Origin of the sequence: Rhodoferax lithotrophicus, from assembly GCF_019973615.1 — a bacterium.
In the GTDB taxonomy this organism is placed as follows: domain Bacteria; phylum Pseudomonadota; class Gammaproteobacteria; order Burkholderiales; family Burkholderiaceae_C; genus Rhodoferax; species Rhodoferax lithotrophicus.
The window spans coordinates 4,231,754-4,250,738 of record NZ_AP024238.1; the positions used below are offsets into that span (position 1 = coordinate 4,231,754).

The following is an 18,985-nucleotide window of genomic DNA, read 5'->3' on the forward strand; positions in this document are numbered from 1 at the left end:
AGCCTTGCAGAGGGATCAACATTGATCCAGGCAACATCAATGAATCAACCGGCACAACATATTTCGGCCAGCAGACATCAATAAAAAATGGCGAGCCAAACGGTTTCTTCATCTGGGTTTGTCCATTCAACCCTGTGTTTTTGATGGGCAGGTATGTTGATGTAGTCTCCAGCTTTAAGGTGCAGGGTTTGATCTTGAAATTGCAGCCGTGCCTCTCCTCTAGCTAGGAACACCCATTCGTTTTGCTCTTGGTCATACCAGAAATCTTGCTTCGATTGATGTCCCTTGGAAACGATACGTTCAATTTTTAACCCATCAGCCACGACGATGGTTTGAACAAGCTCTTCCGGCAAATCAGCTGGAATATTGCAAAATAAATTGGCGGTTACCATGGCTTTCAATCTATTACATCAGTGTCGAAAAGTTCATACCCCCTACAGCCTAGGCAACCTAGCATGTTGCATACAACTGATTGCAGTCTTCTTCTTGCATTGTCAATATCAGCGATCTAAAGAGCTGTTCAATGTGCATGCCCCTTCGGCTCAATAATGACCAACGCGATACCACACACCAGCAACCCAGCCCCCAGCCAAAAAGAGGCATCCGGCATTTCTGAAAACACTAGGTAACCAAGAGCCGGACTGAACAACAGCATTGAAAAACTGCCAGCCTCAACGGCTGAAGCATCTCCAGCACGGTAGGCAAAAAAATAGGCCATATAAATGCCCGATGATGCCAATCCAATGACTGGCATCAATACCCACAATACCACGGGGATTTGAGGTAATTGAAATCCACTCATCAACCCAAAAGTCACCCAACAGGCTGACTGACTCCAGGCCAGCACCGCAATTGGGTGCTCACTCCCAGAATATTTCTTTAAGACTACGCCAAGCATAGCCTCCATGAATGCCCCCAGAAGTGCTACCAAGGCAGCCCATTGAAACGCACTAGGCCCTGGCTGCAAAATGGTCAGTACGCCACCAAAACCGACCGCAACACCAAGCCAGCGCATCCAATGGGGTTTTTCACCCAAAAGCCAAACACCAAGCGGCAACATGAACAAACTACCTGCCATCAAATAAGCACTGGCCTCAGCCAATGGCAAGTGTGAAACAGCCCAAGCTGCACACCACGCAGAAGTCACAATGAAAGCACCGCGCACCATATGCATTCGCGGATTCCGAGTCGCAACAACTTTGCCACGAGTCCAAATAATCAGGGGCGATAACATCACCAAAACTATGGTGGCCTGCAAATAAAGCACTTGCTTGGGGGCAATACCCAAGCTCATTAAATGTTTATTGCAAGTATCGAGTATTGCCCAGCACAGCATAGCAACCATGACCAGAAATACCCCGCGTGTATTACCAGGACAGGAGCGCCAGAAATTTTGAAAATGAAAGAACATAAACTGTTGTGCTGATTAAAACGCACAATCACTCCTACAGATCACTACAGCTTAAGGCCCAGAAACTGACCGGATGGGCAATACAGTTCAGCCGGCACCAGAATTGTGCGAGACAACCTGCTCACATTGATGTAGCGTTTTGAGATCAAAACTGCGATTTAAGCGGTAGCTCAAAGCACCTTGGATACGTTGTGCATCATTTTTAAAATCCAAGTCTGAGAGAAAGTTTATTCTCTAAATTTGCAGAGAATCATCCCACATAATGACTCTGATCCATTACGGATCATATCTACACACCATCATCCCAAGCACACAGAGGCATGACGGATGTTATTTGATAACAAATGCCAGCCCAACCGCACCAAGTGCCAACAAACTGAGTCCAACGATAAAAACCATTTCAACGCGCATCTCATAAGATGCACCTAATCTTTTGGATCGCATGGCGATAAATGACAAAAGTGCACGGCTCATATCATGAATGCCCCCTTCCCGCGCCAGTTGACCATTGAAATTCAACTGTATTGGATAGAACCATTACATTTGGAGTAAGGTTCAGTTTCATTTCAGATTCTTTAAACGTCATGAAGTGGCTCTTTATCGCAGTGCGCCACTGCGAACACTGCGTTCTGCCCAATACGGACATGCCGTCAGCCAATACGCACAGGCACAAAAATTTTGCTGCCATCACGTTGAATCAGCAATGCCAGTGATTTATTGGCCATGCTCACAATCTTGCGAACTTGATCAACGCTCTCAACCGGGGTGCCATTCACGGCCATCAAAACATCACCAGCTTGTACGCCAGCTGCCGCGGCTGGCCCTGCCGCATTTTCGATCAACAATCCCTGGTGAATGCCAGGGTCACGCATCTCTTGCGGCAGCAATGGACGAAGCACCAATCCAAGCTTGCCCTGATCAGCGTGAACATCTGTTTTCGCGAGTCGCTCGAGTTTGTTGCTGGCATCACCTAACATGGCCGTAACCTGCTCTTGCTGGCCCTGTCGCCATACCTCAAGATTGATTTTTTCACCCGGTGATATGGTGCCAATCAGGGCGGGTAGATCAGCCGAACCAACGATGGCCTGACCATTTGCCTTCAGAATCACGTCGCCACTTCGGAGTCCGGCCTTATCAGCCGGACTATCTTTATCCACATTGGATACCAACGCCCCTTCCGGTTTAGGCAAATGAAATGAATCCGCCAACGTTTGATTCACCTCCTGAATTGAGACACCCAGGCGAGCATGACTGGCCTGCCCGGTGGCCACAATCTGATCCTTGACCCTGGTTGCCAATTCAATCGGAATGGCGAATGACAACCCCTGGTAACCACCCGATCGGCTGTAAATCTGCGAGTTGATACCCACCACCTCACCACGAGTATTGAACAGTGGCCCCCCAGAATTACCTGGATTAACCGCTACATCTGTCTGGATAAATGGCACAAAGCTGTCATCTGGCAGCGAGCGCCCCTTGGCACTGACAACACCTGCCGTCACACTGTTCTCGAAACCAAATGGCGATCCAATTGCAAGTACCCATTCACCCACTTTGAGGTCTCGCGTATTACCTGTCTGCACAGTTGGCAGGCCAGTGGCATCAATCTTGAGTACCGCCACATCAGTTTTGACATCTATGCCCAGAACCCTAGCCGCAAATTCACGACGATCTGTAAGTTTGACCGTGACATCCTTGGCATCACGTACCACATGAGCGTTGGTCAGAATGATGCCATCCGCACTGATGATGAAGCCAGAACCTTCACCTCTCACAGGTATTAGAGATTGGTTATGCAATCTACCACCGTACCCCTGAAAGTGTTTGAAAAACTCGAAGAATGGGTCGCTCGGATCAATGCCAGACATACCTGGCATCCAAGGTCGACTGGCATTGGAGCCTTCCCCATCACCAGCGGTCTTGACCATTCCTGTCACACTGATATTGACCACGGCAGCGCCATAGCGTGCCGTAATTTGAGAAAAATCCGGCAAACCCATGGCCGGTGCGGTGGTCATGGTGGCAACGGGTGTTGCGTTGACCCTGTTGGCTTGTGCATGTGATAAACCCAAAACCCCGAAGCCAGCGGCACCAATGATGCCTGCAGAAGCGAGTACCACCAGGATCTTCCGGGGTTTCAATAACTGCGTATTCATAAGGGATCCTTTCAAGATGTTGATGAAGACCACAACATCATTGTGAGGAAGCCAACTTAGATGGGACTTAAATTTCCACCCATCCCCAACCCAGATCAGGCAAACAGAGAAAAGAATGCCAAACGCCGAATCAAGCCATGTTCTTGAAGCCAACGGACACTTGCAATCCGCCCAGAATTTGGGATTTTCCAATGTCAACCGTCGCTTGATGCAAGTCCGCGATGGTCTTGACAATGGCCAAACCTAAACCACTGCCACAACTTTCTGCACCAGGCACCCGATAAAAGCGATCAAGTACCCGCTTGCGGTCTTCTTCAGCAATACCTGGGCCACTGTCATGCACCTGGAGTACCGCCTGACCGTCACCACAGTCGATGACAATATTGACTGTACCGCCAGCAGGGGTGTATTTGATGGCGTTGTCCACCAGATTGCGTAACAGAATGCGCAATGCATCTTCATACCCCATCACCACGCAAGGTGCAGCGTGCAGCAAGCCGAGATCAATCTGTCGGGAAATAGCTGCGTCAACCCCTTCGGCCAACGTGAACTGCACCAAAGCCAGCAAGTCAACAGGAGCGGCCTTCATACCGGAGCCTGAGTTCGATTGTTGTCTGGCCAAAACCAACAATTGCTCCACCAACCGGGTTGCGCGGTCAATACCTGCGGTCAATCGGCTGACGGCAAGATCACGTCCGGTGTCGTCAACTGCGCGACGCAGACCTTGCACCTGCAACTTGAGCGCGGCCAGCGGAGAACGCAACTCATGCGCAGCATCAGCGACAAAGTTTTGTTGCGCATCAAAAGCTTGTCGCAGTCGTTGGAACAAAAGGTTCAATTCATGCACCAGCGGTTGAACTTCATCAGGCAAATCGTGCTCGTTTAATGCACTCAGATCATCCGCCTGGCGGATGGCCACCTGCCGTCGCAAGCGGGAAACCGGTGCCAGTGAAGCGCTAACAACCCACCAGACCACCAGCATGAGCAAAGGCACCATAACGACCATAGGACTGACCGTGCGCAAGGCCAAAGCGCCCGCCATTTCACGTCTGGCAACCATATCCTGAGCCACCTGAATCACCTGCGATCCTGAAGCAACTGAAAAAATGCGATAAGTCGTCCCCCTGGCTTGAACAGTCGAAAAACCCAATACCGCACGCTGCGGCAACTCTGCGCGTGCGGTTGACTGAAACACACGCAACCCGTTATCGGTCCAGATCTGAATCACAAAATCAAAATTATCCTCATCCTCAGTTGGCACGCGCCGAACAATCTCAGAACCCACAGGCAAACCAGGGCGCAACGAACTCGCCATTTGCTGCATCTGGTAATCAAAAATGACATCCGCTTCTGAAAGAGCCGTGCGGTAGGCTATGGCGGCCTGCACCCCTGCCGTCAGCATCACCGCCACCAAAAGCAGCCAAAGTAATCTGGCGCGTAAGGAGTGTGACAAGGGAGAACTCACATGGAACCTTTGGGAATCATGTAACCCACACCGCGAACATTCTGAATGATGCTGGTACCCAGTTTCTTGCGCAGGCCATGGATATACACCTCTATGGCATTGCTGCTGAGCTCATCTTTCCAGCTGTAAAGTTTTTCTTCCAGTTGCCTGCGCGACAAGATCATCCCTGGGCGCGCCAGCAACAGCTCAAGAATGGCCCATTCACGGGCAGACAGGATAACGGGCTGATCGTTCACCCTGACTTCACGTGTGACGGGGTCAATGCTGATGCCAAGATGCTCATACACAGGTTCTGCGCGCCCTGCCGCCCGGCGAATCAGCGCCCGTATACGTGCCAGCAGTTCATCCAATTCGTACGGCTTGACGATGTAGTCATCCGCCCCCATATCCAGGCCTTCAACGCGCTGGGAAACCGCATCCCGTGCGGTGGCAATAAGCACCGGTGTTCTGTCTTTGCGCTGACGCAGTCGACGCAGAACCGTCAGACCATCACGCCGAGGCAAGCCCAGATCAAGCAAAATGACATCATAGGTTTGCGAGTCAATTGCCGTATCGGCCATCTCCCCGTCCTTGACCCAATCCACAGCGTAACCTTCGTCGCGAAGCAAATCCAGTACCGACTCACCAATCATCACATCGTCTTCAACAAGCAACAAACGCATGGAATCACCCTTCACATCGACTATTTCTTATCCAAAGTATTCATGGCTTTCAGTACCTTATCGGTTATATCGAATTTGGGATTGACATAAACCGCATCCTGAAAAATCAGATCATATTTTTCGGTTTTTGCCATTTGCTTGATGATTTTGTTGGCGTTGATCCATAACAGTTGCAACTCGTCATTTTTGCGTGCGGCCAGATCTTCCTGAAAGCTTCTCCGCATGAGTTGTATCGCGCGATCCTGCTCCGCCATCTGCTTTTCTCGCGCAAGACGTTCAGCTTCTGGCCATGTGGGGGCCTCTATTTGGAACTTGTCCACCTCGGACTTGAACGCGCCCCCGCGATCAATGATTTCTTTGTCGCGTTTGGAAAACTCCTGAGTTAGCTTTTCCTGAGCCACCTTTGCAGCCGTCGCCTCTTTAAAAATACGCTCTGTCTTGACAAACCCAATATGAACTTCTTGCGCTTGAAGCTGCGTTGCAACAAGGATGCCGAGAAAAACAAAGAGGGCACTGCGAATCCGAAAAAAAGTGTTCATAAAAAGCATATTCCTGTCGTATGGTGCGAAGTTTTCTACATTGACACGGCATCACACCGACAAAGCAGCATCAGAGTCGTGATGTTGGCATGGATACCTGGGCCAGTTCTCTATGGTCTAAAAGCTGTCGAATATTCAATGCATCAAACCGTGACGCAGCGGTCGCCTTGGCATTCAGCAAGACCAAGGTGGCTTGTTTTCCGGCTTGCTTGATACGCATGATCAGGCAATGACCCGCTTCGTTAGTGAATCCTGTTTTCGACAATCGAACATCCCACCCTTTGGCACCCACCAGTTGGTTCGTGTTATGAAATGTCACACTTCGCCGAGTCATCTGGAACTTGTCTGACGCATGGGTTGTGATATTGACAATATCAGGATAACCAGAAGCAGCAATGGCCATTTTGGCCAAATCAGCGGCACTTGACATATTTTCGGGTGATAAGCCGGTAGGCTCTTTGATCACAGTTTGCGTCATCCCGAGTGCCTTTATTTTTGCATTGACCGCCCGAAGAAATGCGCTGTACCCACCTGTATAGGTGCGCGCCAAAGCTGCAGCGGCACGGTTTTCGGAAGACATCAAGGCTAACTGAAGCACTTGTTTTCTGGGCAAGGTGGTACCAACCGGCACGAGTGATTTGCTGTGTTTAAGCAAGTCAACATCTGCGGCATTGATGACGATGCGTTCATTCATGTCTGGCTTGCTGTCCAAGACGACCATGGCCGTCATCAACTTGGTCAACGATGCAATCGGTACCGGCTGACCCGCAGCTTTCTCAAACAAAACCGCACCCGTATCATTGCTGATCACAATGGCATGTTCGGACTTGATCTGCAGCGCATAACTACTTGCGCCATATATAAGAAGAGTGCCAATGGCAAGTGTCTTGGTGAGTCGGATGCTCATATTCATGTTCAGGGCACAAGGGATGAAATACCCGTAGCGGGTTAAAAACTTAGCTGCATTGAGAGCTTCAAAGACTACACATCTGTCAGCATGGCATTGTTGCCCCGAGAGACTTAGGTGAAACTTAAGCCGAATGGCACTTACTTTGTCTCCCAAGCACGGCCGTGAGTCCTGATTTTTTGACGCGCATGAGCACGGGGGACCTTCAACCATGGGTAGGGTTTGGGTCGTCGTTTGCGCATGCGCGGTTCGAGGCGCCCGGGCCTGTTGGCGACCCTGCATTGGGCGATCAGCGTCAACAACCGTGCGTCAATGTTCACAGTCGACAGACCTCGTGAAACCCATTCTGTCCACAACTGTACGGTGTGTTTGAAGCTGAGTTCACGCGGATCTACCCCTGCTTTGCTGGCGGCCTGCGCCATCAGCAATCGGATCGCGTTGTAGGCCAGCAGATGGACCCACAGCTGTTTCTCGTTCATCTGGGGCGTCTGGCAGCTCAGTACGTCCATACCGGTGGTGGTCTTGAGGTTGCGCAAATCGAGTTCGATGTTCCAGCGCCGAGCATATAGCGCACTGAGGTCATCTTTGCTAACTCGGGCGTGATCGCGCAGCGTGGTGACCAACACCTGATGGTTGACCTTGGTCTCGCGTACCGTCAGTGCATCGGGAAACGCTTGGTACTGCTCGGGCGTCATCCACTCTGGTCGCGCTGCTGGCTTGGGCCAGTGCACGAGGTGATCACGCGTGCCCAGTGATTTGCCGCGACGAAAGTCGGTTCTGCGCACACCGTTTTGCTCAAACAACACATCCACACCCGCACCCTGCAAGGCAGCAATCAGAAAGTAGTTGCCGTACAGGGCGTCGGCCAGCATCACATCGCCTGGGCAGAAGCCTGCAAGCAAACCGCGCACCAGGCCAAGTTCTCCACTGCCTTTGCCGCTGTAGGGTCCGACTGCCATATCCAGCGCTGCGCCCGTAGCCAGGCAAACCACCATGACCAGTCGCGCCAGAGGAAATCCCACGCCGGGTGCTTGGGTGCTGGGCTGGGGATAGCACTGCTGGTTCTCGGGTGTATCGGGTGTATCGGGCATTGATATCGTGGTGCCGTCTACCAGCTTGACCCAGCGCCCGCGCCATAACCATTGCAACTGCGCCCTCTGGCTGAGCAGATGCCCAGTTTTGCGCGTGAGCGTATTGACCATCTCCAGCGGCAGGCGCTGGCGAGCCCGGCAAAACCCGCCGGTACGAACACTGCATGGGCTCAAACCCTCGGCCGCACGCTGTGCGGCCCATCCATTGACCGCTTTCTGGCACGAACCATCGGCCTCCAATACCTGGCGCATGAACATCGACAGCGTCACCGTGGGTGGATACAGCCGTTCACGGTGTTCGGGCAGCAGCGCTTCGGTCGTTGCCAGCAATTCCTCGCTCGTGAGCACGTTGAAAAACTCCACCGCCTGGGTCGCTCTGGCACGACGTCCAATACTACTTCGACGTTGATGTAAAACGCTTTGGGCATTACGATTCATGGTGGCTGGCCTTCGCAAAGATAGCTTGGAAGCTTGGTAACAACCATCCTATCAATGCCTTGGCACGCCACCTCCTGATTGCTTCAAATCCACTGAAATACGCCTGCCATCTCAACGCCAGAGGGCCTAAGTAAGTGCCATTCAACTTAAGCCTGAAATCAACCCAAAGGGCATCCGAAAACAATGTCCATGTGGCCACTTCATCAGTGCCAACGTCAACACCAGGAAAGACATGGGCACTGCCCGCCAGAACGGGCTTGGCATGACGTGAAGTACCTTCGTGCACGCGTGTAGCGCTGGCAGCATCCCGCACCTGTTCATCCGTCACCTCCCTGGTGTTGCAACAACACGGATGATTTAAAAACGGCATCAGTTGGGGCGGCAAGGCTCTTCCGTCTTGGCCTCCTCCAGCAGCCACTGGCGAAAGGCCTGAACGGAGGGACGGTGGATGATCGCCTCAGGAATCACCAGGTGATAGGCAAAGTGCTGACCCACGGCCACATCAAAAGGGGCCACCAACCGGCCCTGCGCAATGGCATTCGCCACCAGAGGTTTGGAGGCCAACGCAACCCCAAGACCATCCAGCGCAGCCACATAAACCAGGCCGGAATCGCTGAAGTGTGGCCCGGCATTGCTGTCTACACCCATCACTCCGGCCAATCTCAGCCAATCGCTCCAGCCCGGCCCCGTGCGATCAATCGCTGTTGCATCATCGTGCAACAGCACCTGTTGGCGAATGTCTGCAGGCACCCGCAAAGGCGGATTAGCGGCCATCAACTTGGGACTGCACACGGCAATGTAATCAGAGCCGAACATCCGATCCACATGAAAACCCGGATACGGCCCAGCACCAAAGCGGATCACCACCATCGAATCTTCCTGACGTAAATCGACTTTTTCGAATGCCCCGCCCCCCGTGGGCGGATCTGTATCGATGGTTTGCAGGGAGCGGATGATGTGCAAGTTGAGCGATGGCGCTACCTCGGCAAAACGCCGCAGCCGAGGCACCAGCCAACGGGTTGCAAACGAGGGAGGCAACACCACAATCAACCGCCCACTGGTGACCCGTGTATGGGCATTCTCTACGGCAGAGGCGAAGCACTCCAGTCCTTCGCGAACCTTGGGCAGCATGGCCTCACCCTGTGGTGTGAGCTCAAGGGCGCGCGTGAGACGGCGAAACAGGGGCAGATCAAGAAAATCCTCCAGAGACTTGATCTGGTGGCTGATCGCAGTAGGCGTGACAGAAAGTTCCACAGCCGCATTCTTAAAACTCAAATGCCGCGCCGCCGCTTCAAAAGCACGCAAGGCATTCAACGGTGGCAAGTGATAAGACATGGATGAATTTCTGTGCGTTATCGGCTGAGAATTAATCGTTTGCTGCAGTGCAGCATACCAGTTATCGTAGCAGCGTGTCCTCAAGAGGGGCACGGCTCATGACAAAGGAACCTACATCATGGAACTTAATGACATCGACATCGAAGCCTACATCAGGATCGCACAAAAACAGCGATCTGATGCCATGGGTGCACTGCTCGCCGCCAGTTGGCACAGGCTTGTCAACACCATGACGCGCCTTACGCAACGGTTGGCGCATCAACCACCGGGAGTGATTCACCGCTGCGCTACGCTGGACTGCCAGACTTTGCCTTAAGTACCCCATCCATACCGTTTTCGCAGCGCACAGATTAGCTATACTATTTATAGCTTTATACGCTTATAAAACAAGCCACATAGGCTATTTGCATATAAAAACGTTCAGCGTCGCTGCGAATGACGGCAAATGGTTGCGGCATCCCGTGCACAGTTCAAAAAATCGAGCAATATCGGGTTGTCATTCAAGGTCATGGTGTCATTCTCCTGACGAAACTCCGGGTGCCACTGCACACCGGCCACAAAACCTGGCCCCGTTCGCCGAATCGCCTCGATCATGCCGTCGTCAGGGCAGCGCGCCTCCACCACAAAGCCAGGTGCCAAATCCCGTATGCCCTGGTGGTGAATGCTGTTGATCAGCCCCCGGTGGTTTGACGGGTACAGGGATGCCAGCCGTGTCCCGGGGACAATTTCTACAGGATGCACATTACGCTCGTACATAGCGTGTTTGACATGCTCCAAGGCATTCGGCAGCTGGGTTTTGATGTCTTGCCAAAGTGTTCCTCCAAAGGCGACATTAAGCATCTGCAACCCACGACAAATTCCGAACACCGGCTTACCAGCCTGCACAAAGGCGTGAATCAACTCCATTTCGTACTGGTCTCGTATGGCATCACCACCCCACGCTGGGCTCAACGGTGATTCGCCGTAGGTCGCTGGAGCCACATCATTGCCACCCTGCAAGACCAAGCCATCCAGAGCTTCTGCATAGTGCCGCAAGTTAAGTTCCTCGCGCTGCACCACACTTTGTGCATCTACCGCAGGAATCATGACCGGCAAAGCACCCCCACGCATCAACAATTGGGCAATAGACTGCTCCAAATAGTGAAGCGTTTTGGTCCAAACCCCGCCCAAATCCAGCACCGGACCGGAGGGGTAGTAAATGCGGGCAGAAACACCGATGAGCAATGAAGGTGACTGAAAAGGCATGGCTGGTTGAATCCAATCGTACACATCGCTGAAAGCAATGCGATCAACCTATTCTTCTGGTCGAAGGAAACAAGGTACCACATGCCACACGATGGCCAACATGCTTATACCGATGTCAGGGCGGGAGATCGTTCCAACAGAACATCTGAAATCTGCAAGCAATAGTTATGCAGGTTTTTTTGACCATCACACCCAGTTTCCTGCCACAACTGGCGCATCCACTGGGCCTGGTCCTGTTCCAGGACTTCTTGCTCCAGCCAGTCCAAGTAAATGGACTCCCTGCCAGGCAAGCCAGCCGTGCGGATCACATCCAAAACCGACAGGAACCAGCTTTTCATGCACGTCATCTGCCTTGTGAACGGATTGATCAATTCTGCGGCAATGCCATCTCTGCAAGCCAGGAAGCGATTGCACTGATCCAGGTTAAACAAGGTGATTTCTGGCGTTTGCAGCACATCATTGAGTGCCAGGGCGGCACATCGCCGGACAAAAACGGCCAAAGCCACTGCCTTTTCTATCTTCAGCGGCATGTCCAATGACCGAACCTCAATGGTCCCGTACTCCGGCTTGGGGCGCACATCCCAATACAGGTCTTTGAGTGAACTGGCCAAACCCGTTTGGTAAATATCCGCTGTTTTACTCAGCAAGTCATCCCAATCCTTGAACATGGGCATGGGGTCAGAGAAGGGATACACCAGGGACTCCAGCGGGCGCGATGCAGAAAAACCGGTTTCCATGCCCTGATGAAAGGGGGAAGCTGCAGCCAGTGCGATGAATATCGGTGTCAATTTCTGCAACACATTGCCAACCTTGATGGCCTCGTTGGCACCGGGCATACCCACATGCACATGAAGACCGTAAGTTGAAAACCGTTTTGGCAGGAAACCGTATTTCCTTTGCAAAAGAGCGCCACGTTCCGTTTCTGACACGATGCGATCCATCCAGAAATGCATGGCGTGATTGCCGCCTCCGCGCAGGTTCAGTTGCATGTCGAGTGCCCGTTGTTTCAGCACAGAAACATGCTCCATCGCCTCGTTGAGCATCTCGTCTACATCGGTGTGTACGGTGGACACAAATTCGATGGTGGACCGGGTAGCCTCTGGCATGAATAGTTGGCGCGATCTGTCGGGCAAACTGGCCATCAATCCCTGGCACGAGGGTGACAAAAGGCCATCGGCCTGCTTGATGATCTGCAGCTCCATTTCTATCCCGAAAGTGAGCGGCTTTGAAGAATGGAAGCTTGTCATGATCAATTCACCCTCCCTGGTTGTCCATGCACTGAGATGCGTCTTGTCCATGCGCAGAAGCTGGCCACAGCCCGAAGACTCCCGCCGATGCCTGCCAGATCCGTCGTCGGCTGCAATTATGGACTTTTCAACCCAACAGAGCTACCGCAAAGAATTTCATATTGCCATGACTATCTGCCCACTCTATTACATATCAAATAGGCTTATAGCGCTTATAAAACAAGCGTAAACAGCTATCAATTAAATAGCATATCAAGTCACCACATCACGCTGATGAAACTTGGGCTGATCCCAGCTGCCACTTTGCAGAATGTCCTTGAGGATAGCGGTGGCATGCCACACCTCCTCAAAGCGGGTGTACAGCGGGGTGAAACCAAAACGCATGATGCCTGGCTCGCGGTAGTCTGGAATCACACCGCGTGCAATGAGTGCCTGCACCACCGCAAAACCATGCGGGTGTATGTAGCTGACCTGGCTACCCCGCTTGGCCGGATCAGTAGGGGTGATGAGGGTAAGCGCAAACCCCGCGCACTCTTGCTGAACCAGTTCCATAAAAAGAGTGGTCAGAGCCAAGGATTTTTCGCGCAGCGCGACCATGCTGGTTTTGTCAAAAATGTCCAGGCCGCAGGCCACCATACTCAGCGCAATGATGGGCTGGGTGCCACACAGGTAGCGAGAAATACCCTGGTGCGGCAGGTAACCGGGCTCCATGTCAAAGGGCTGCGCGTGACTCCACCAGCCGGACAAGGGTTGCCCAAAGCTGTCCTGGTGCCGGGCATGTACCCACAAAAAGGCCGGGGAACCTGGGCCACCATTGAGGTACTTGTAAGTGCAGCCCACGGCGTAGTCTGCTTGCGCCGCGTTCAGATCCACCGGCACAGCACCAGCCGAGTGAGCCAGATCCCACAAGCTGAGCGCACCATGTTGGTGAGCCAGCGCGGTGGCTTCGGCCATGTCAATCATGTAGCCGGTCTGGTAATTCACATGGGTGAGCATCAGCACAGCCACGTCATCCTGCAGGGCGTGAGCCAGCTCTTCGGGGGCATCCATCAGGCGCAGCTCGTAGGCCGGTGCACCATGCGCCTGCAACTGATCCATCAACCCCTGGGCCATGTACAGGTCCGTCGGAAAGTTGCGCCGCTCCGAAACAATGACACGTTTGTGCGGCGCAATGGCTTGCTGCTTGCGCAGGGCAGCGGCCAGCAGCTTGAAGAGATTGACCGAGGTGCTATCCGTCACCACCACCTCTCCCGGTTTGGCACCAATCAGATGTGCCAACTGGTCACCCAGCTTCTGGGGCAGCGCAAACCAACCGGCTGTATTCCAGCTGCGGATGAGTCCCTCGCCCCACTCCTGGCAGATCACCTGCTGAGCCCGCATCAACGCCGCCTTGGGCTGGGCACCCAGGGAGTTGCCGTCCAGATAAATCACGCCATCCGGCAGCTTGAACTCATGGCGCAGCGGGGCCAGCGCATCCCGCGCATCCAGGGCACAACAATCAGCAAGGGTCAGGGGCATGTTTATCTCCATCCAAAAAATGTCTTACGGTCACGCGGTACGCTCTATCAAGAAACAGGTCAAATGCTCAAGCTGGCGCACTGACTCTGACGCGGCTGGCCAGCCACAGTCCCACCAACGAGGCCATGCCCGTCACCATCCAGGTCATCTGCCAACCACCCACCTGCGCCGCCACCCAGGCCACCAGAGGCGGGCCCAAAAACTGCCCGGTGGCCGAACATTGCTGAACCCACCCCACTGTGGTGGAGACCGTGTGCTCGTTCGGAGCCACCCGCACCGCCAGCGAAAACAGGGTTCCAGGCACCACGCCACCAATCGCCGAGAACAAAATGACTGCCACATAACGCAGCAAGGGCGCATCGGCCGTCAGCGTGCTGAAGGCCAAAAATGTCGTCATCGCCATACATACAAAGCCGATGTACAACAGCCGCCTGGCACACCAGCCCCGATGCAGAAGGATGCCGGCACCAATATTGCCAATCACATTCACCGCACACACCAATGCCGTCAAAGCACCCGCCTTGGGGCCGCTCACACCCGACTGCGCGTAGACAGAAGGCAAAAAACCAACCACAGCCAGCCACTGGCTGGAATACATGGAAAAAGCCATAGCCACCAGCCAGGGACCGGAACGGGTGAGTGTGATGTGCAGGCGATGTGTCCATGGGGCGAAGGGGTGATCGGTCACCGCCACATGACCCGCATCGCGTGACCGTCGCAGCGCATCGGGGGCAACGGTCACCACCAGTCCAACAGCCATGACAGCAGACAGCCCGCCCAGCATGCCCCACCAGATTTGCCAGCCCATGGCATTCATGACCATGGGCCCGCACAGCAAAGCCAGTGCGGCCCCCGTGGGCATGTAGGTTCCCCACAACCCGAGGTACTGGGGTAACTTCCGGGTGCTAACCAACCGGCGGATCAAGCTGGGTGCGGGAAGCACCACCAGCAGGAAACCCAGTCCTTCCAGTGCCCGCAGCACCAACAAATCGGCAGGCTGGCGAGCCCACATACCCGCCAGACTGGCTGCACACAAGATGATTTGGCCCAACACCATGCTGCGGCGCAGGCCCATACCATCAGCAACAACCCCCACCAATACCCCCAGCAACATGCCAGCCAGTTGCACCATGGAGAGCAAGAACCCGGCCTCTACCAGCGTGACACCCAGTGCCTCGCGCAGCACCGGAATGGCCGGGGGTATCTTGCCAATGTGCAAGGCAGCCACAATTCCCGCCAGAACGACGGTGGAAGCTGCGCGGTTGGTCAACGTTTTCAAAAGGTCTGCTCCTTTGTTCCTTTGTATTGGGTGGTCATGTCGGAAAGCTCCCATCCGCATCCATGATGCACCCGACTTTAGCCGCTACCCACCGCTCACAGATACAGTCCATCCATCGATGAATCCGCCCTGCCCTGGTCGGTTTAACATGCTGTTCCCTTCATCGTGCGCATGTCAGCGCCCCGTACCGCGAAAGGAATACCCATGAGCACCATCCACACACCCCATGTTGAGCACTCACGCCATGTCGAACAGCTGATAACGGGCCAGGCAACATCCGATGGCGCGGGGGTCAAACTAACGCGGGTTCTGACTCAAAACCTTCAGCATCGACTTGACCCCTTTCTGATGCTGGATGCCTTTGGCAGCGACAAGGCCGACGACTACATCGCCGGTTTCCCGGACCACCCCCACCGCGGCTTTGAGACCGTGACTTACATGATTGCCGGACGCATGATGCACCGTGACAGTGCAGGCCACGAAGGCCTGCTTGAAAACGGTGGCGTGCAGTGGATGACGGCTGGCAAAGGCGTGATCCATTCCGAGATTCCGCAGCAGGAAGAGGGCGTGATGGAGGGTTTCCAGCTCTGGCTGAACCTGCCGCAGCAAGAGAAGATGCGTTTGCCGTGGTATCGCGACTTCAAGAACGCCGAGCTGCCGCAGTTTGAAACAGAAGCGGGCGTGGCCGTCACCGTGATTGCCGGTGAAAGCCATGGCATTGAAGGTGCCGTCACACGCCCTGCCACACAGCCCAATTATCTGGATCTGCACTTGCCCGCTGGTGCACACTTCGCCCAAAAACTGCCGGCGAGCCACAACGCTTTTATCTACGTCTACCGCGGCGAAGTCAGCATTATGGGCCGGGCTGTACCCGTGCAGCGCATGGCTATCCTGAACAACGACCCCCTGACCGATGGCGTGGTGATCGAGGCCAATGCAGCCGCCAAAGTGCTGCTGATTTCGGGCCTCCCACTGAAAGAACCCATTGTTCAATATGGCCCGTTTGTGATGAACTCCAAGAATGAGATTTACCAGGCGCTGAGCGATTTCCGTGATGGCCGCCTGGCTGAAATCGCCTGACGGGGACTCCTCTCGCCCGCGATCTGCCCTGTCAGGCGAGAGGGTGGTTTGTGGTCGCTGCCATTTGAATCGTCGCGGATATTCTGCGGTTTTCAGTTGCTCCGTTTGAATAGCGCCAGCAACGAGCCGGCCAGCACAAACAAGCTACCAAAAATGCGGTTCATGGCGCGAATGTGATGCGACTCCTTCAGCGCACCCAACACCCGTGAAGCCAGCGCGGTGTAGCCGGACATCACCACCATATCGGTCAATGCCAGTGTCGTACCGATGATCAGGTACTGCGGCAACAGTGGTTGACTCACATCAATGAACTGCGGCACCACCGCCAGCAAAAACACAGTACCTTTGGGGTTGACCACATTGATCATCCAGGCGCGCAGAACGAGTCGGCGCTGGGTGACGACTTCCTGGCTGTCTGAGAGCGCCACCATGGGCCGCGCGGGTGCACGCCACTGCTGGATACCCAGCCAAACCAGATACCCAACCCCTAGCCACTTGACCACAGTGAAGGCGGTAGCGGAAGCACCGATCAACGCGCCCAAACCCACCCCAACAATCAGCAACTGCGACCAAATGCCCAGCACCAAGCCAATAATGATGACGTAGCCATACCGAAAGCCGTGATTCAACCCTGCACTCATTGCGGCAATGGCGCCCGGCCCAGGCGAGATGCTGATCGCCCAGGAAGCCGCAAAAAAAGTCAACCAGGTAGAAAATTCCATGACACAGAAAGTTTAAAGGGCGACCCACTGGATCGCCCTTGTTACGGGGTAGTCAGGCCGATTGGCCCGAGATCAAGACTCAAGCCTGTGCGTTTTGCAGGGCTGAAATACGGTCTTCAATCGGTGGGTGAGTGGAGAACAATTGGCCAATGCCACCGGCAATACCAAAGGCCGCCACACTCTTGGGTAATTCACCCGGATGCATGCCCCCCAGACGCGCCAAGGCGTTGATCATCGGCTGACGGCGGCCCATCAGTTGTGCCGCACCAGCATCGGCGCGGAACTCACGATGGCGGCTGAACCAGGCCACCACCATGGCAGCGGCAAAACCCAGCACGATGTCGAGCACGAGGGTGGTGACCATGTAGCCAATGCCGGGGCCGCTGCTTTCACTGTCGCCCTTGCGCAGGAAACTGTCCACGGCGTAACCAATCACACGGCTCAGGAACACCACAAAGGTGTTCATCACGCCCTGGATCAGCGTCATGGTGACCATGTCGCCATTGGCCACGTGCGCCACTTCGTGGGCGATCACGGCCTCAATTTCTTCATGTGTCATGCCTTGCAGCAAACCGGTGCTGACCGCCACCAAGGCAGAGTTTTTGAATGCGCCGGTGGCAAAGGCATTCGGGTCACCTTCAAAAATACCGACTTCAGGCATGCCAATGCCGGCTTTTTCGGCCAGTTTTTGCACGGTGTTGACGATCCAGGCCTCATCGGCATTGGCGGGCTGATTAATCACACGCACGCCAGATGTCCATTTGGCCATGGGTTTGCTGATCAGCAGGGAGATGATGGCACCACCAAAACCCATGATCAGCGCAAAGCCCAGCAGCGCGCCCAGATTCAAGCCATTGGCAGTCAGGTACCTGTTCACCCCCAGCAGGCTGGCCACAATGCCCAGCACCGCCACCACCAGCACATTGGTCAGTACAAACAAAATGATGCGTTTCATGATTTCCTTTGAAAAAACAAGCGGCTTGGCCGCGAGATGGCGTGAATGGTAGTGGTGATCGGCAAAATTTCAACGCTTTTCAGGCGCAATTCCCTACAGAGATTGACGATTTATCCAGCCATGATCACTTGGGTTCTGGCGGCTCTGAACACGCTGGTATCGTCGTAGAAGCTTGGTGTCTGATTGGCAGGCCACCACCCTGGCACGCCCAGAACAGGCAAATGCGCAAATGGCTTGCTGGCGAGTTTTTCAGCACTTAGGCTATCAGCCACCCAGAAGTCCATATCTGCTATGCAATCAGTAGCTGGATGCGCCCTATACACATGGGCTGTGATCGATTTTCTTGGGTAAACCAATTTTTCAAGCAAGGCATGACCAAACAACACCAAAGTGGTGTCGGCCCACTGCGGGCGCAAGTCAACAAACACCCGCCGCCAGTTTTTGGCCAACAAGGCTTCCCACAGCTCGTCGGGGGCACGCATCAGCGCCGCGTTTTCATCAAACAGGGTCAATGCATCCCGTGCCGGGCCACGCACGGGCGCAATACCAGTCTTGGCAATTTGGGCTACATGCAGGTGGTTCAGTCGCTGCTTGATCAGCGGGAAGTGCAGCCAGGCCAAGCCATTAAAAAAATCGTGCAAACCTTCTCTTGTGGGGCACTGAGCGCTATCAAAAATATACTGTTCATAAGCCTGACCTGCAGGCAGATCGGCTTGAGGTACAAACCGAATGGGCACAGGCCTGGAATCAGGCCAAGCGCTTTGCGTGGCCAGATTGAGTGCCGCAGGTTGTGCCCCCAAGACAGAGACACGCCGCGCAATGGGTTCTCCCATATTGCGCCATGGCGACAACCAGGGTGCACTCCAATCGATGCAGGCAAGATCTTGACCCAAGGGCTGCACCCCATGCACCAAACCACGGGTAGCCACTGTCAC

At 54.2% G+C, this 18,985-nt stretch carries 20 protein-coding genes; 2 read left to right on the top strand and 18 right to left on the bottom strand.

Going from position 1 to position 18,985, the window contains the following annotated elements; genetic code table 11:
• Positions 1 to 77: 77 nt before the first annotated feature.
• The 11 genes from LDN84_RS19470 to gcvA form a co-directional block, all read right to left on the bottom strand.
• Positions 78 to 392, bottom strand: a complete 315-nt coding sequence (locus tag LDN84_RS19470) for a cupin domain-containing protein (RefSeq protein WP_223905072.1) — start codon at positions 390 to 392, stop codon at positions 78 to 80.
• Between the two features lie 128 nt (positions 393 to 520).
• Entirely contained in the window at positions 521 to 1,411 is an 891-nt protein-coding gene (locus tag LDN84_RS19475; protein WP_223905073.1) for a DMT family transporter, read from the bottom strand.
• A gap of 330 nt (positions 1,412 to 1,741) precedes the next feature.
• Positions 1,742 to 1,930, bottom strand: coding sequence for a hypothetical protein (locus LDN84_RS19480; RefSeq protein WP_223905074.1), 189 nt, complete (start codon positions 1,928 to 1,930; stop codon positions 1,742 to 1,744).
• 131 nt (positions 1,931 to 2,061) lie between these two features.
• Positions 2,062 to 3,567 (bottom strand): Do family serine endopeptidase, encoded by a 1,506-nt coding sequence (locus LDN84_RS19485; protein ID WP_223913167.1) that lies wholly within the window; start codon positions 3,565 to 3,567, stop codon positions 2,062 to 2,064.
• A gap of 130 nt (positions 3,568 to 3,697) precedes the next feature.
• Positions 3,698 to 5,032 (bottom strand): ATP-binding protein, encoded by a 1,335-nt coding sequence (locus tag LDN84_RS19490; RefSeq protein ID WP_223905075.1) that lies wholly within the window; start codon positions 5,030 to 5,032, stop codon positions 3,698 to 3,700.
• Positions 5,029 to 5,694, bottom strand: a complete 666-nt coding sequence (locus LDN84_RS19495; RefSeq protein ID WP_223905077.1) for a response regulator — start codon at positions 5,692 to 5,694, stop codon at positions 5,029 to 5,031. The genes LDN84_RS19490 and LDN84_RS19495 overlap by 4 nt, the downstream gene beginning before the upstream one ends.
• 20 nt (positions 5,695 to 5,714) lie before the next feature.
• The gene (locus LDN84_RS19500; RefSeq protein WP_223905079.1) at positions 5,715 to 6,233 is read right to left on the bottom strand and encodes an OmpH/Skp family outer membrane protein; all 519 of its coding nucleotides are present in this window, start codon (positions 6,231 to 6,233) and stop codon (positions 5,715 to 5,717) included.
• Between the two features lie 70 nt (positions 6,234 to 6,303).
• Entirely contained in the window at positions 6,304 to 7,146 is an 843-nt protein-coding gene (locus LDN84_RS19505) for a serine hydrolase (protein WP_317134802.1), read from the bottom strand.
• A gap of 134 nt (positions 7,147 to 7,280) precedes the next feature.
• A complete protein-coding gene (locus LDN84_RS19510) occupies positions 7,281 to 8,669 on the bottom strand; it encodes an IS4 family transposase (protein WP_223905081.1) in 1,389 nt (462 codons plus the stop codon).
• Positions 8,659 to 9,054: a hypothetical protein gene (locus tag LDN84_RS19515; protein WP_223905083.1), complete on the bottom strand. Its 396-nt coding sequence runs from the start codon at positions 9,052 to 9,054 to the stop codon at positions 8,659 to 8,661. Before LDN84_RS19515 ends, LDN84_RS19510 begins: the two co-directional genes overlap by 11 nt.
• Positions 9,039 to 10,004 (bottom strand): transcriptional regulator GcvA, encoded by a 966-nt coding sequence (gene gcvA / locus LDN84_RS19520; RefSeq protein WP_223905085.1) that lies wholly within the window; start codon positions 10,002 to 10,004, stop codon positions 9,039 to 9,041. The genes LDN84_RS19515 and gcvA overlap by 16 nt, the downstream gene beginning before the upstream one ends.
• Positions 10,005 to 10,122: 118 nt before the next feature.
• Here gcvA and LDN84_RS19525 point away from each other — a divergent pair, with 118 nt between their 5' ends.
• A complete protein-coding gene (locus tag LDN84_RS19525; protein ID WP_223905087.1) occupies positions 10,123 to 10,320 on the top strand; it encodes an RSP_7527 family protein in 198 nt (65 codons plus the stop codon).
• Positions 10,321 to 10,424: 104 nt separating this feature from the next.
• Here LDN84_RS19525 and LDN84_RS19530 read toward each other — a convergent pair whose 3' ends face one another.
• From LDN84_RS19530 to LDN84_RS19545, 4 genes are all read right to left on the bottom strand, one after another.
• Positions 10,425 to 11,249, bottom strand: coding sequence for a gamma-glutamyl-gamma-aminobutyrate hydrolase family protein (locus LDN84_RS19530; RefSeq protein WP_223905089.1), 825 nt, complete (start codon positions 11,247 to 11,249; stop codon positions 10,425 to 10,427).
• Positions 11,250 to 11,353: 104 nt separating this feature from the next.
• Positions 11,354 to 12,547 (bottom strand): YbdK family carboxylate-amine ligase, encoded by a 1,194-nt coding sequence (locus LDN84_RS19535; protein ID WP_317134803.1) that lies wholly within the window; start codon positions 12,545 to 12,547, stop codon positions 11,354 to 11,356.
• A gap of 201 nt (positions 12,548 to 12,748) precedes the next feature.
• On the bottom strand, positions 12,749 to 14,014 hold the full coding sequence (gene kynU, locus LDN84_RS19540; protein ID WP_223905093.1) for a kynureninase: 1,266 nt from the start codon (positions 14,012 to 14,014) through the stop codon (positions 12,749 to 12,751).
• 67 nt (positions 14,015 to 14,081) lie between these two features.
• Complete coding sequence (locus tag LDN84_RS19545) at positions 14,082 to 15,293, bottom strand: MFS transporter (RefSeq protein ID WP_223905095.1); 1,212 nt, start codon at positions 15,291 to 15,293, stop codon at positions 14,082 to 14,084.
• Positions 15,294 to 15,497: 204 nt separating this feature from the next.
• On the opposite strand from LDN84_RS19545, the gene LDN84_RS19550 reads away from it, so the two are divergent.
• Positions 15,498 to 16,373 (top strand): pirin family protein, encoded by an 876-nt coding sequence (locus LDN84_RS19550; protein ID WP_223905097.1) that lies wholly within the window; start codon positions 15,498 to 15,500, stop codon positions 16,371 to 16,373.
• Positions 16,374 to 16,465: 92 nt separating this feature from the next.
• Here the strand turns inward: LDN84_RS19550 and rhtB are convergent, their stop codons facing one another.
• From rhtB to LDN84_RS19565, 3 genes are all read right to left on the bottom strand, one after another.
• Positions 16,466 to 17,095, bottom strand: coding sequence for a homoserine/homoserine lactone efflux protein (gene rhtB, locus LDN84_RS19555; protein ID WP_223905099.1), 630 nt, complete (start codon positions 17,093 to 17,095; stop codon positions 16,466 to 16,468).
• A gap of 79 nt (positions 17,096 to 17,174) precedes the next feature.
• Entirely contained in the window at positions 17,175 to 18,050 is an 876-nt protein-coding gene (htpX, locus tag LDN84_RS19560) for a protease HtpX (protein ID WP_223905101.1), read from the bottom strand.
• A gap of 110 nt (positions 18,051 to 18,160) precedes the next feature.
• Positions 18,161 to 18,985, bottom strand: coding sequence for a DUF3025 domain-containing protein (locus LDN84_RS19565; protein WP_317134804.1), 825 nt, complete (start codon positions 18,983 to 18,985; stop codon positions 18,161 to 18,163).

Coding starts and splice junctions, on each gene's coding strand:
- gcvA (WP_223905085.1), bottom strand. CDS start 10,004: ATGTCTTATCACTTGCCACCGTTGAATGCCTTGCGTGCTTTTGAAGCG.
- LDN84_RS19510 (WP_223905081.1), bottom strand. CDS start 8,669: ATGAATCGTAATGCCCAAAGCGTTTTACATCAACGTCGAAGTAGTATT.
- LDN84_RS19500 (WP_223905079.1), bottom strand. CDS start 6,233: ATGAACACTTTTTTTCGGATTCGCAGTGCCCTCTTTGTTTTTCTCGGC.
- LDN84_RS19470 (WP_223905072.1), bottom strand. CDS start 392: ATGGTAACCGCCAATTTATTTTGCAATATTCCAGCTGATTTGCCGGAA.
- LDN84_RS19485 (WP_223913167.1), bottom strand. CDS start 3,567: ATGAATACGCAGTTATTGAAACCCCGGAAGATCCTGGTGGTACTCGCT.
- LDN84_RS19535 (WP_317134803.1), bottom strand. CDS start 12,547: ATGGACAAGACGCATCTCAGTGCATGGACAACCAGGGAGGGTGAATTG.
- LDN84_RS19530 (WP_223905089.1), bottom strand. CDS start 11,249: ATGCCTTTTCAGTCACCTTCATTGCTCATCGGTGTTTCTGCCCGCATT.
- kynU (WP_223905093.1), bottom strand. CDS start 14,014: ATGCCCCTGACCCTTGCTGATTGTTGTGCCCTGGATGCGCGGGATGCG.
- LDN84_RS19505 (WP_317134802.1), bottom strand. CDS start 7,146: ATGAATATGAGCATCCGACTCACCAAGACACTTGCCATTGGCACTCTT.
- LDN84_RS19475 (WP_223905073.1), bottom strand. CDS start 1,411: ATGTTCTTTCATTTTCAAAATTTCTGGCGCTCCTGTCCTGGTAATACA.
- htpX (WP_223905101.1), bottom strand. CDS start 18,050: ATGAAACGCATCATTTTGTTTGTACTGACCAATGTGCTGGTGGTGGCG.
- rhtB (WP_223905099.1), bottom strand. CDS start 17,095: ATGGAATTTTCTACCTGGTTGACTTTTTTTGCGGCTTCCTGGGCGATC.
- LDN84_RS19550 (WP_223905097.1), top strand. CDS start 15,498: ATGAGCACCATCCACACACCCCATGTTGAGCACTCACGCCATGTCGAA.
- LDN84_RS19495 (WP_223905077.1), bottom strand. CDS start 5,694: ATGCGTTTGTTGCTTGTTGAAGACGATGTGATGATTGGTGAGTCGGTA.
- LDN84_RS19525 (WP_223905087.1), top strand. CDS start 10,123: ATGGAACTTAATGACATCGACATCGAAGCCTACATCAGGATCGCACAA.